Below are 11,546 nucleotides of genomic sequence, written 5' to 3'. Positions count from 1 at the left end.
AATTTCCACTCCTAGCGTGAGTCGCGTTGATAATTCGCGACCTTGGAGTGAATGTGACGCTCACCCATACCCAGGCGCCCCCCGCGGTGGCCGCCAGAGCACTGACCAAGGTGTACGGCGAGGGCGACGCCCGCGTCCACGCCCTGCGCGGCGTGGACGTGTCCTTCGCCACCGGCGCCTTCACCGCCATCATGGGCCCGTCGGGCTCCGGCAAGTCCACCCTCATGCACTGCCTGGCCGGCCTCGACACCGCCACGTCCGGCACCGTGCACATCGGCGACGTGGAGCTGACCGGCCTCACTGACCGGCGGCTCACCCAGCTGCGCCGCGAGCGGATCGGCTTCGTCTTCCAGTCCTTCAACCTGCTGCCCACGCTGACCGCCGAGCAGAACATCCGCCTGCCCCTCGACATCGCCGCCCGGCAGGCCGACGAGGCGCTGTTCGACCGGGTGGTCGACACCGTGGGGCTGCGGAACCGGCTCCGGCACCGGCCGTCGGAGCTGTCCGGCGGCCAGCAGCAGCGGGTGGCCGTGGCCAGGGCCCTCATCGGCAAGCCCCAGGTGATCTTCGCGGACGAGCCCACCGGGAACCTCGACACCCGCAGCGGCGCCGAGATCCTGTCGTTCCTGCGCACGTCCGTACGCGAGCTGGGGCAGACCATCGTCATGGTCACCCACGACCCGGTGGCGGCCTCGTACGCCGACCGGGTGGTGTTCCTGCGCGACGGCGAGCCGGTCACCGAGCTCGCGGCGCCGACGCCGGAGACCGTTCTGGACACGCTCGTCCGGCTGGAGGCCTGAGGTGCTGAAGACGGCGCTGGCCGGGCTGCGGGCGCACCGGATGAGGCTCTTGCTCACCTCCGTGGCGATCGTGCTGGGGGTGGGCTTCATCGCGGGCACCTTCATGCTGAACGACGCCATGCGGGCCGGCGTCGCCGAGCGCGTCACGGCCGACGCGGGCAAGGTGGACGTGGCCGTGCTGCCCAAGACCGGCGTGCTGCCCAAGACCGGCGTGCTGCCCGAGGAGGTGCTGGAACGCGTCCGCGCGCTGCCCGGCGTGGCCGAGGCCCAGGGCCTCGTGCGCGGCAGCGCGCCCGTGCTCGGCAAGGACGGCAAGACCGTGGGGGACTTCCCCACCACCGCCGTGTCCGTCGTCACGGGACGCCTGGACCGCTCGAACGTCGTCGCCGGCGCCGGTCCGGGCGACGACGACCGGGCCGCCGTGCTCGACGAGAACACCGCGAAAGCCCAGGGTTTCCGCATCGGCGACACGATCACCGTCCTCGACCACGAGCAGAACCAGCACCGCTTCCGGCTCGTCGGCCTGATCGACACCGGCGTGGACCAGGAGCTGGCCTTCACCGGCGCGGTGGGCTTCACCACGGACACCGCGCGCCGCATGACCGGCGCGAAGGGCTACGCCGAGATCGACGTCGCCGGCTCCGACGCGCGCGCCGTGGCGGCGGCCGTCGGAGGCGCGTACACCGTCAAGACCGGCGCCGAGCTGGCCGACGACCTGGCCAGGGCGGCCGGGGTGCAGAACGAGATGATCGCGCTGGGGCTGCTGATGTTCGGCCTGGTGGCGATGCTGGTGGCCGCTCTGGTGATCTCCAACACGTTCGCCATCCTCGTCGCCCAGCGCACGCGGGAGATGGCGCTGTTGCGCTGCATCGGGGCGACGCGCGGGCAGGTGTTCGGCTCGGTCCTGCTGGAGTCGGCCGTCGTGGGGCTGCTGGCCTCCGCGGTCGGTCTGATCGCCGGGTACGGCCTGGCCGCGCTCACGCTGACGGTCCTCGACGCGCTGGACTCCCCGCTGCCCACGGACGCGCAGGCCGTCCTCACCCCGCTCACCGTCGTCGCCGGCCTGGCTGTCGGTCTCGTCGTCACGGTCGGCGCGGCCGTGTTGCCGGCCAGGTCGGCCACGCGGGTGCCGCCGGTGGCGGCGCTGCGCGACCACGCCGGGGAGCCGGCGTTCCGCGCCGGCCTCGTCCGGTGCGGGATCGCGGCGCTGTTCCTGGTCGCGGGCCTCGGGACGACGGCCGCCGGCGTGTTCGTCCTGGAGCCCGGGCAGGTCTCGCTCGTCGTGGTGATGGCCGGGGGCGTGCTGACGTTCCTGGGGGTGCTGGTGCTGGGGCCGGTGCTGGTCAGGCCGCTGAGCGCGCTCGTCGGCTGGGTGCCGCGCCGGATGTTCGGCGTGCCGGGCCGGCTGGCGGTGGACAACGCGGCGCGCAACCCCAAGCGCGCCGCGACCACCACGGTCGCGCTGACGATCGGCGTGACCCTGATGACAGTGATCTCGGTGGTCACCGCGTCCACCCGGCTGAGCCTGACGGTCCAGCTGGACGAGCAGTTCCCGATCGACTACCTGCTGGCCGGGCAGTCGGGTGACCCGGTCGTCCCGAGGTCGGTGAGCGAGGAGCTGCGCGGCCGGCCGGAGCTGACGTCGGTGGCGCAGATCCGCCAGGTGACCGCGCGCGTCTCGGGCGAGCGCCTCAGCGTGGGCACGTTCGACGGGCCCGTGGAGCCGTACGTGGTGGCCGGGTCGATGGCGGGCTTCGGCCCGGGCAAGGCCGCGCTGAGCGAGCTCGCGGCCGATGAGCTCGGCGTGCGGGTCGGCGACTCCGTGGCGATCGAGACCCGGCGCGCGGGCACCACGTCGCTGACGGTCACCGCGCTGCTCGACGGCAACCAGTCGACGCTGCCGCCGGTCACGGTCGCGGCGGGGCCGTTCGACGCCTACTTCGGTGCGGTGCCCGACACGCGGGTGATGGTGAACATCGGCGACGGCGTGCCGCCGGAGCGGGCCCGCGCGCTGGTGGACGCCGCCGCGGCACCGTACCCGGACGTGCGGGTGAGCAGTTCCACGGAGATACGCGGGGAGTTCGACGAGACGCTCGACATGGTGCTCATGATCATCACGGGACTGCTCGGCCTGGCGGTCCTGATCTCGTTGTTCGGCATCGCGAACACGCTCTCACTGTCGGTGCACGAGCGGACCAGGGAGTCCGCCCTGCTCCGGGCCCTGGGGCTGACCCGGCCGCAGCTGCGCCGGATGTTGTCCGTCGAGGCGCTGGTGCTCGGGTTGATCGGGGCGCTGGTCGGCGTCGTGCTGGGCGTCGTCTTCGGATGGGCGGCGATGCGGGCGATGCTGGACGGGGCCATCGTGTCGGTGCCCGTCCCACGGATCGTGCTGTTCGTGGCGCTGGCCGGGGTGGCTGGGGTGCTCGCCGCCGTGCTGCCGGCCAGGCGGGCGGCGCGGGCGTCGATCGTGGGGTCACTGACCCCCAGCTAAAAAAGCCCTGAAGATGCATAAAACGGGCATTAGGCGGATACAACACCACGGGGTGAGGTCGGGCGTCTTGATGGGGGCGACGCCCGGCCTTCACCCGCTCGCACAAGCACTGTCGGCGTGCCGGTCACCGGGGCCTGCGGCCCGGCCAGAGCTCCGCCACAGTCTCCGGGTCGAGCAGCGGGCGGGTCGCCACCTCGCCGGTCGCCCGGTCGATCACGAGACATCCGCCCCCGAGCGTCTCCGGCAGCTTCGCCGGGTCGTCGGGCTCCAGGTCGCGCACCCAGGCGACGTAGCCGCCGTCGAAGCCGTACACGCCGACCGGCACCGTCTCCTCCCGCGCCCCGTTGACGTACTCCTCGGCCAGCGCCCTGGCCTGGTCCAGGTTCATCGCGGCGCCCCCCGGCGGTCGAGAATCACGCAGAACACCCCGGTCACGGTCTTGTACGGCGGCTCGACGGACATGTGACCCCGCTGAGCGTCGATCCAGATGATCTCGCCGTCGAAGTTGACCGCGTTCCAGACGTGCGATCCGCCGCCGGGCCAGCGTACGACGATGACGGCGGCGGCCCCGTGCCCGGCGTCGAGCAGGCGGCGGCGGATCAGCGGGTAGGCGTGCCGGCCCTGGCCCGCGTACTGGAGGCGGTGACCGGCCCAGCGCTCGATCCTGGCCGTGCTCCCCCGCTCGCCGGTCAGCACCGGACGGCCGACGCGGTCGTACTCCGGCATCCTCGGCGCGGCCGTGGCGGGCTCGCCGTGCCAGGTGGACAACACGGCCAGGGCGCAGTCGGCGGCGTTGGACGCCCGGAACGGGTCGTCGGCGGGCCCTCCGCCGTTGATCAGGCGCACCCAGGTGCCCCGGGGGTCGGGGAAACGCGCGCCTGGTGGCAGCGCCTCGGCGAGGTCCCGCTCCACCTGCGGGTCCGGCTCCGCCAGCCCTCCCGGCTCCCCGTACGGCCTGCTGTCACCCAGCCTCGGCGGCCGCCCTGGCAGATCGAACCAGTCATCCTCCACCGCCTCGCCTTCGTGACCCGCCACACCACAGAACCGCCCCACGGTTCCGTACGGGTCCAGGTGCGGACCAGCCGTACCAGGCTGCGGACTGTACGGGTCAGCATGCGAGCCGGAGGTGCCGGTGTCTGTGCCGGACGAGCCGGTGTGCCCGGCAGACCTGCCGACGTACAAGCCGGACGTGTCAGCGTACGAGCCGGACATGTCGGTGTACGAGCCAGACGTGTCGGCGTACGAGCCAGACGTGTCGGCGTACGAGCCGGACGTGTCAGCCGAGGCCACGGCCCCAGCCTCGGCCGGGCGCCCGTGTGATGCCGACGACACCGCGTCGGCGCCACCGTGAGCCCCGCTCCCGGAGCCCTCCTGCACGGAGCCACGCGGAACACCTGCCACACCCGGCGCGGCACCCACTGCCCCGGACCCGGCCGACGACACGAAACCCGGCGGCACACCGGCCACACCGCCCGATGCGGCAGCTCGCGGCCCGGAGCCCAGCGCCGCCTCCGGCGACGCGGGCGCGGGCGCGGACGACCCGACGGACGGACCACCCTGTGGCGCAGCGCCGGACGGAGCAGCCGGCACTCCACCCGACCCCGCGCCCTGCGGCCCGACCCCCAGCGCGGAACCCAGCGGCGGCGCGGCGGCGGAAGACCCAGCCGACCCGCCGTCGAAGGTCCCGCTCGGCGGTGCGGAGGCCAGTGGCGACCCAGGTGACAGCGCCGCAGCGGACGATCCAGCCGACCCGCCCCCGAATCCATCACCCTGCGGCACAACGCCGGATGGCGCGGCGGACACACCAGGTGATGCCACCCCATGCGGCCCGGAGCCCGGCGCTGCCCCCCGTGACGACACGGGGACGGACGGCGCGGCGGACGCACCGGTCGATCCACCGCCCGCAGACCCCGACGCACCACCTGCTCCCATGCCTTGCGGCACAGAATCCGACGGCCGCGCGGGGGCGGACGATTCGGCGGATGCACCGCCGGATGCACTGCCGGATGACCCGCTCGGCGGTTCGGAGGTCAGCGGTGACCACGGTGGTGGGGAGGCGGGGTCGTGGGCGGTGGTGTTGAAGGATGCGGGGTCGAGGTCGGCGGTGGGATCGGGTTCTGCGGCTCGTTCGTAGTCGAGCCAGCGCACCCCCTCCGCCACCACGGGGTTGTACCGTCCCTCCGGAAGGGCCCATCGGACACTCGGCTTGCGCTCGCGGAACACGGCCTGCCTCCTGTCGTACTCGACGACCGATCGTAGAGGCGATGCCGTTACAGGGAGGGCAAGTCGGCGAGATTCACCGCTCCGACCTGCCCTGTTACCTGCACAAACACCACAAAGCGGCCGCTCACCCGACCTCGACGGTCACCGCGTGCCACCCGGTCGCTCCGTCAGGAGCGGGCGGCGCGGCCTGGTCGGTCTGGGTGCGCCCCGACGCGTCCGTCGCCCGCACCTCGATCGTGTGCGACCCAGGTGTGGCCGCCCAGTCGAACGACCACTGCCGCCAGGTGTCGGGCCCCGGGACCTCGGCCAGCCGAGCCTGCTGCCACTGCCCCCCGTCCACCCGTACCTCCACCGCGTCCACGCCGGTGTGCTGTGCCCACGCCACCCCGGCGATCGTCGTGTCTCCCGCCCGCAGCGAGGCGCCCGGCTTGGGCACGTCGATGCGCGACTGGGTCTTGATGGGCCCCCGCTCCGCCCAGCCACGCGGCGTCCAGTACGCCTGATCCTGGTCGAACCTGGTCGCCTTGATGTCCACGACCCACTTCGTGGCCGACACGTACCCGTACAGACCGGGCACCACCTGCCGTACCGGGAAGCCGTGGTCGAGCGGGAGCGGCTCGCCGTTCATGGCGACGGCGAACAGGGCGTCGCGGCCGTCCATGACCACGTCGGCCGGAGTGCCGCAGGTGAAGCCGTCGGTGGAGGTGGACAGGAGCATGTCGGCGTCCGCCCGCAGCCCCGCCTTTCGCAGCACGTCGGCCATGCGGACACCGAGCCAGCGCGCGTTGCCCACGAGGTTGCCGCCGACCTCGTTGGAGACGCAGGTCAGGGTGACGTCGGCCTCGGTGAGCGGCATCCTCAGCAGGTCGTCGAAGGTGAGCTCGACGGGCCGATCGACCATGCCGTGGATGCGCAGCGTCCAGTCGCGAGGGTCGACCTGGGGGACGACGAGCGCGGTGTCGACGCGGTAGAAGTCGCGGTTGGGGGTGACGAACGGTGACAGGCCGCCGATGCGCAGGTCGGCGCCGGCCGGGATGGGCCTCGCGGGCGCCGCGGGCTTCGGCAGCGTCACGCCGAGCCGGGCGGCGTCCACGGCCTGCCGACCGCCGAGCTGCCGTCCGAGCACGGTGGCGGCCCCCGCGACGACCACGCCACCGGCCACTCCGGTCAGCAGCCGCCGCCGGTCGAACACGACGGGCTCTCCCCCGCCCCGCATCACCGCCGGCCACTCCACGGCGCCCGCGTCCCGTTCCCCGCCGCTCACGCGCGCGGGGGAACGCACGACAGAAGCCTCCACAGCGCCCTCGCCGGGCCGGGTCGCCCGGCGTACCAGCCAGGAAAGGGCCCAGGCTCCGGCGGCCACCCCCGTCACGGTCGGCAGCACGCCGGCGAGACCGGTGTCGGGCCGGGTGAGCACCGCGAGCACGCCGACCACCCCGAACGCCGCCATCCCGGCGAGGCCGTAGGCGAGCCGGCGCCTGGCCAGCACCCCGAGCAGCGCGGCCACCCCGGCGAGCACCACGAGCACGCCGCCCACGAGGACGGCCTTGTCGTGCTCGCCGAACGTCCTGATCGCGAAGTCCTTGACCGGCGCGGGCGTCAGGTCGACCGTCGCGTCGCCCACGGCGACGACGGGAAACGTCTGCGGCCCCACGACGCCGGCGGCGAGCTGCGCGACGCCGAGCGCCACGCCGCCGGCGACGAGCCCCGCCAGGGCGCCCGCCCACGCCGGCACCTTCTCATTCCTGTACACGCTCCGACCGTACGTCGGCCGGGCCCGGAAGGTTCTTACGCGGTGGTTACGAGCTCAGCAGCTCACGCACGATGGGCGCCAGCGCCCGGAAGGCCCGCCCCCGGTGGCTGATCGCGTCTTTCTCCTCGGGCGCCATCTCGGCGGTCGTACGCCGCTCCCCCTCGGGCACGAGGATCGGGTCGTACCCGAACCCGTTGACGCCGCGAGGGGTGCGCACCAGACGCCCCGGCAGCACGCCCTCGACGACGCGCTCCTCACCCGACGGCAGCGCCAGCGCGGCGGCGCAGGTGAAGTGGGCGGTCAGGCGTTCCTCGGGCACGTCGGAGACCTGGGCCAGCAGCAGGTCGAGGTTGGCCTGGTCGTCGCCGTGACGCCCGGCCCAGCGGGCGGAGAAGACACCGGGCATGCCGCCCAGCACGTCGACGCAGAGCCCGGAGTCGTCGGCCACCGCGGGCAGCCCGGAGCCCTGGGCGACGGCGTGCGCCTTGAGCAGGGCGTTCTCCTCGAACGTGACGCCGGTCTCGGCGACCTCGCCGATCGACGGGAACTCCTCGAGCCCGACGATCTCGAACCCGGTCAGGATGCGCCGCAGCTCGGCGATCTTGCCTGGGTTGCGGGTGGCGAGCACGATCTTCATGACTCCAGGGCCTCCTGCTGGACGAGGGTCAGCTCCTCGCATCCTGCCACGGCCAGGTCGAGCAGCCGGTCGAGCACCCCCCGGTCGAACGGCGCGCCCTCGGCCGTGCCCTGCACCTCGACGAAGCTGCCCTCGCCGGTCATCACGACGTTCATGTCGGTCTCGGCGGCGACGTCCTCGCTGTAGCAGAGGTCGAGCATCGGCACGGAGCCGACCACGCCGACGGAGACGGCCGCGACGGAGCCGATGAGCGGGTCGCCGGGGCACATGCGGCGCTCGCGCATCCAGGCGACGGCGTCGGCCAGCGCGACGTAGGCGCCGGTGATCGCGGCCGTCCTGGTGCCGCCGTCGGCCTGCAGCACGTCGCAGTCGAGCAGAATGGAGTTTTCCCCCAACGCTTTGTAATCGACGCACGCGCGCAACGACCGCCCGATCAACCGGGAAATCTCGTGAGTGCGACCGCCGATTTTGCCGCGGACCGATTCACGATCGTTACGGGTATTGGTCGCCCGCGGCAGCATGGCGTATTCGGCCGTAACCCAGCCCTGCCCGCTGCCCCTGCGCCAGCGGGGCACGCTGTCCTGGACGGAGGCGGCGCACAGCACCCGGGTGCCGCCGAATTCGACCAGCACGGAGCCCTCGGCGTGGGCGAGCCAACGGCGCGTGATGGTGATGGGACGGAGCTGGTCGGGGTTGCGGCCATCCTGACGGGACATGCAGATCACCCTATCTCCGCGCCACGACGCTCTTGACCAAATGTGTCCGACACATGGATCCTTACGCAATGACAACGGGGGTGTTGCGAAACCCTGACTTCTTCCGGTTTCTCGGTTCACATGTGGCGAACGAACTCGGTGCGAATATCTCGCGCGTGGCACTCCCGCTCGTGGCGGTGCTGGCGCTCAACGCCGGCCCCACCGAGGTAGGGCTGTTATCGGCGCTGCAGACGACCGCTTTCCTGCTGATCGGTCTGCCCGCGGGGGTGTGGGTGGACCGGCTGCGCAGACGTCGCGTGATGATGGTGTCCGACCTGTCGAGGTTCGCGCTGCTGGCCAGCATCCCGGTGGCCGCCGAGCTGGACATGCTGTCGATCGAGTTGATGCTCACCGTGGCGTTGCTGACCGGGGTGGCGCAGGTCTTCAACGACGTGGCCGACCAGACGTACCTGCCGCATCTGGTGAGCGGCCGGCAGCTCGGCGACGGCAACGCGAAGCTGGAGGTCGTGCGCTCGGGAGCGTTCCTGGCCGGGCCGGGCGTGGGGGGCGCGCTCGTGCAGCTGCTCGGCGCGTCCCGCACGCTGACCGCCACCGCGCTCGGCGCGCTCGCCTCGGTGTTCTTCCTGCGCTCGATCAGGGTCCCGGACGAGCCGCCCGCCGGCACCGAACACGGCCCGCTGCTGCGCGGCATCCGCGAGGGCCTGACGTACGTGCGGCAGGACCCGCTGATGCGCTCGTTCGCGGCCTCGTCGGCGATCGGCAACCTGTGCGTCAGCGGCGTGCTCGGCCTGTCGGTGTTGTTCCTGGCCGAGGACGTCGGGCTCGCGCCGAGCCTGATCGGCGCGCTGCTCATGTCGGGCGGGATCGGCGGCCTGCTCGGCGGCCTGACCGGCGGCCGGCTGGCCGAGAGGTACGGCATCGCCAGGACGGCCTGGCTGGCCGTGACCGTCTCGGCGCCGTTCGGCCTGCTCATGCCGTTGACCGAGACCGGCTGGCGGGCGGGGTTCTTCGCGCTCGCCTCGATGGTGATCTCGTGGAGCGCGACCCTGTCCAACGTCGGCCAGATCACCTACCGGCAGACCGTCACCCCCGACCACCTGCTGGGCCGGGTCAACGCCTCGGTCAGGTTCCTGACGTGGGGGGCGATGCCGCTGGGCGCACTGCTGGGCGGCCTCATCGCCCAGCAGTTCGGGGTACGCCAGGCGCTGTGGGTGCTCATGGTGGGCCGGCTGGTGGCGTTCGTGCCGCTGCTGTTCTCCCCGCTGCCGCGGATGCGCGACTTCGCCAAGCCCCCGGCTCAGGTCAGCTCGTAGACGGCGCCGCTGCGGGCCAGCTCCAGCGGGCCGCTGTAGCCGCCGCCGGACGCCTCCTCCAGCACGGTCCTCTGGTCGTTCCACGGCACGAGATGCGTCAGCACGAGCCTGCCGACGCCGGCCTTGGCGGCGTGCTGGGCGGCCTGGCGGCCGGTCAGGTGCAGGTCGGCCGGCAGCCCCGGACGCTCGACGAACGACGCCTCGCACAGCAGCAGGTCGACGCCCGCGGCCAGCTTGACCAGCTCCGCCGACTCCCCGGTGTCACCCGAGTAGGCCACGCTCCTGCCGCCGTGGGACACGCGGAAGCCGTACGCCTCGACCGGGTGGTTGACCAGCCCGGCCGTCACGGTGAACGGCCCCACCTCGAACGAGCCCGGCGACAGCGACACGAAGTCGAACGCGCACTCCATCTCCGGCTCGTCCGGCATGCCGTACGCGGCTCCGAGCCGGGAGGGCGCGTCCGCCGGCGCGTAGACGGGCAACGTCGGGTACGGCGCCTGCGGTCCGTACGTGCGGGCCACGTGGTAGGCGCACATGTCGAGGCAGTGGTCGGCGTGCAGGTGGGAGAGGCAGACCGCGTCCACGTCGTACAGGCTGGTGTGGCGTTGCAGCGCGCCGAGCGAGCCGCTGCCGAGGTCGAGCACCAATCTGAAGCCGTCGGCTTCCAGGAGGTAGCAGGACGCTGGGCTGTCGGGGCCCGGGTAGCTCCCCGAGCATCCGACGATGGTCACTTTCATGTGGGCCTCCCGTTGGCGGTGGTACCCCCCACTGGCGAGACTTCGACCGCATCGATCTCCGGGCCCAGGAAACGTCGCCCGAGGCGGGCGAAGAGCAGGGAGTCGCCGGTGGCGCGGAAGCGGTGCCGGGGGGTGGCGTCGCCTCCCGCCGCCAGATCGCGGTCGTGCAGGATCCGATAGACGTCCTTGGCCGTCTCTTCGGCGCTGGAGACCAGCGTCACCCCGTCACCGACGACATAGGAGATGGCGCCGGTGAGCAGCGGGTAGTGGGTGCAGCCGAGGATGAGGGTGTCGCATCCGGCGGCCCTGATGGGCTCCAGATAATCGCGCACCACCTCGATGAGCTCGTCGCTCATCGTCTCTCCCCGTTCGACGTACTCCACCAGGCGTGGGGCGGCCGCGCCGGTGAGCTGCACATCGGGAGCCGCGGTGAAGGCGTCGTGATAGGCCAGCGACGCGATGGTCGCCTTGGTCGCGATCACGCCGACCTTCCCGTTGCGGGTGGCCCGCACCGCGCGCCTGGTGGCAGGGTGGATCACCTCGACGACCGGGACGTCGTAACGCTCGCGCGCGTCGCGCAGCACGGCGGCGCTGGCGCTGTTGCACGCGATCACGAGCATCTTGACGTTCTGCTCGACGAGGTGGTCCATCACCTCCAGGGCGTAGGCGCGGAGCTCCGCGATGCTTTTCGGCCCGTACGGCTGGTGGGCCGTGTCGGCCACGTAGGTGATCGACTCGTGGGGCAGCTGGTCGATGACCGCCCTGGCGACCGTCAGGCCGCCGACTCCGCTGTCGAAGATCCCAATACTCGCGTCCGGCACGTTCTAGAGGTTAGGCGACCTGCCCGATCAGCACTGCGTAAGAATGCTCACAGTG

The 11,546-nt window shown here is 72.4% G+C and carries 11 protein-coding genes; 4 read left to right on the top strand and 7 right to left on the bottom strand.

Features of this window, described 5'->3' with window-relative positions; genetic code table 11:
• The first annotated feature begins 53 nt into the window (after positions 1-53).
• Both ACIBP6_RS37245 and ACIBP6_RS37240 read left to right on the top strand, forming a co-directional pair.
• Entirely contained in the window at positions 54-800 is a 747-nt protein-coding gene (locus tag ACIBP6_RS37245) for an ABC transporter ATP-binding protein (protein ID WP_397058664.1), read from the top strand.
• A gap of 1 nt (position 801) precedes the next feature.
• Positions 802-3,291 carry an ABC transporter permease gene (locus ACIBP6_RS37240; RefSeq protein WP_397058662.1) on the top strand — a complete coding sequence of 830 codons (2,490 nt, stop codon included), beginning with the start codon at positions 802-804 and terminating at the stop codon, positions 3,289-3,291.
• 124 nt (positions 3,292-3,415) lie between these two features.
• On the opposite strand, the gene ACIBP6_RS37235 is transcribed toward ACIBP6_RS37240, so the two are convergent.
• Positions 3,416-3,679 carry a hypothetical protein gene (locus ACIBP6_RS37235; protein ID WP_132617168.1) on the bottom strand — a complete coding sequence of 88 codons (264 nt, stop codon included), beginning with the start codon at positions 3,677-3,679 and terminating at the stop codon, positions 3,416-3,418.
• On the bottom strand, positions 3,676-4,302 hold the full coding sequence (locus ACIBP6_RS37230) for a toxin glutamine deamidase domain-containing protein (RefSeq protein WP_397058660.1): 627 nt from the start codon (positions 4,300-4,302) through the stop codon (positions 3,676-3,678). Before ACIBP6_RS37230 ends, ACIBP6_RS37235 begins: the two co-directional genes overlap by 4 nt.
• Before the next feature lie 121 nt (positions 4,303-4,423).
• On the opposite strand from ACIBP6_RS37230, the gene ACIBP6_RS37225 reads away from it, so the two are divergent.
• Positions 4,424-4,642, top strand: a complete 219-nt coding sequence (locus ACIBP6_RS37225) for a hypothetical protein (RefSeq protein WP_397058658.1) — start codon at positions 4,424-4,426, stop codon at positions 4,640-4,642.
• A 996-nt stretch (positions 4,643-5,638) separates the two neighbouring features.
• On the opposite strand, the gene ACIBP6_RS37220 is transcribed toward ACIBP6_RS37225, so the two are convergent.
• The 3 genes from ACIBP6_RS37220 to rph are packed head-to-tail and all read right to left on the bottom strand — an operon-like array spanning position 5,639 to position 8,620.
• Entirely contained in the window at positions 5,639-7,267 is a 1,629-nt protein-coding gene (locus ACIBP6_RS37220; RefSeq protein WP_397058656.1) for a molybdopterin-dependent oxidoreductase, read from the bottom strand.
• Between the two features lie 46 nt (positions 7,268-7,313).
• Complete coding sequence (gene rdgB / locus ACIBP6_RS37215; RefSeq protein WP_397058654.1) at positions 7,314-7,904, bottom strand: RdgB/HAM1 family non-canonical purine NTP pyrophosphatase; 591 nt, start codon at positions 7,902-7,904, stop codon at positions 7,314-7,316.
• Positions 7,901-8,620: a ribonuclease PH gene (gene rph / locus ACIBP6_RS37210; protein WP_397058652.1), complete on the bottom strand. Its 720-nt coding sequence runs from the start codon at positions 8,618-8,620 to the stop codon at positions 7,901-7,903. Before rph ends, rdgB begins: the two co-directional genes overlap by 4 nt.
• 53 nt (positions 8,621-8,673) lie before the next feature.
• Between rph and ACIBP6_RS37205 the strand changes: the two genes are divergently transcribed.
• A complete protein-coding gene (locus tag ACIBP6_RS37205) occupies positions 8,674-9,933 on the top strand; it encodes an MFS transporter (protein WP_397058650.1) in 1,260 nt (419 codons plus the stop codon).
• Here ACIBP6_RS37205 and ACIBP6_RS37200 read toward each other — a convergent pair.
• Both ACIBP6_RS37200 and murI read right to left on the bottom strand, forming a co-directional pair.
• A complete protein-coding gene (locus ACIBP6_RS37200; RefSeq protein ID WP_397058649.1) occupies positions 9,918-10,670 on the bottom strand; it encodes an MBL fold metallo-hydrolase in 753 nt (250 codons plus the stop codon). The two genes, ACIBP6_RS37205 and ACIBP6_RS37200, sit on opposite strands and share 16 nt — an antisense overlap.
• On the bottom strand, positions 10,667-11,491 hold the full coding sequence (gene murI, locus ACIBP6_RS37195; protein ID WP_397058647.1) for a glutamate racemase: 825 nt from the start codon (positions 11,489-11,491) through the stop codon (positions 10,667-10,669). Before murI ends, ACIBP6_RS37200 begins: the two co-directional genes overlap by 4 nt.
• Positions 11,492-11,546 lie beyond the last annotated feature (55 nt).

The sequence above is a fragment of the Nonomuraea terrae genome (genome assembly GCF_044465245.1).
GTDB lineage: Bacteria > Actinomycetota > Actinomycetes > Streptosporangiales > Streptosporangiaceae > Nonomuraea > Nonomuraea terrae.
The sequence above is the reverse complement of the archived record's forward strand: the minus strand, read 5'-3'. Positions and strand labels throughout refer to the sequence as shown.

Coding starts and splice junctions, on each gene's coding strand:
- ACIBP6_RS37235 (WP_132617168.1), bottom strand. CDS start 3,679: ATGAACCTGGACCAGGCCAGGGCGCTGGCCGAGGAGTACGTCAACGGG.
- rdgB (WP_397058654.1), bottom strand. CDS start 7,904: ATGAAGATCGTGCTCGCCACCCGCAACCCAGGCAAGATCGCCGAGCTG.
- rph (WP_397058652.1), bottom strand. CDS start 8,620: ATGTCCCGTCAGGATGGCCGCAACCCCGACCAGCTCCGTCCCATCACC.
- ACIBP6_RS37205 (WP_397058650.1), top strand. CDS start 8,674: ATGGATCCTTACGCAATGACAACGGGGGTGTTGCGAAACCCTGACTTC.
- ACIBP6_RS37200 (WP_397058649.1), bottom strand. CDS start 10,670: ATGAAAGTGACCATCGTCGGATGCTCGGGGAGCTACCCGGGCCCCGAC.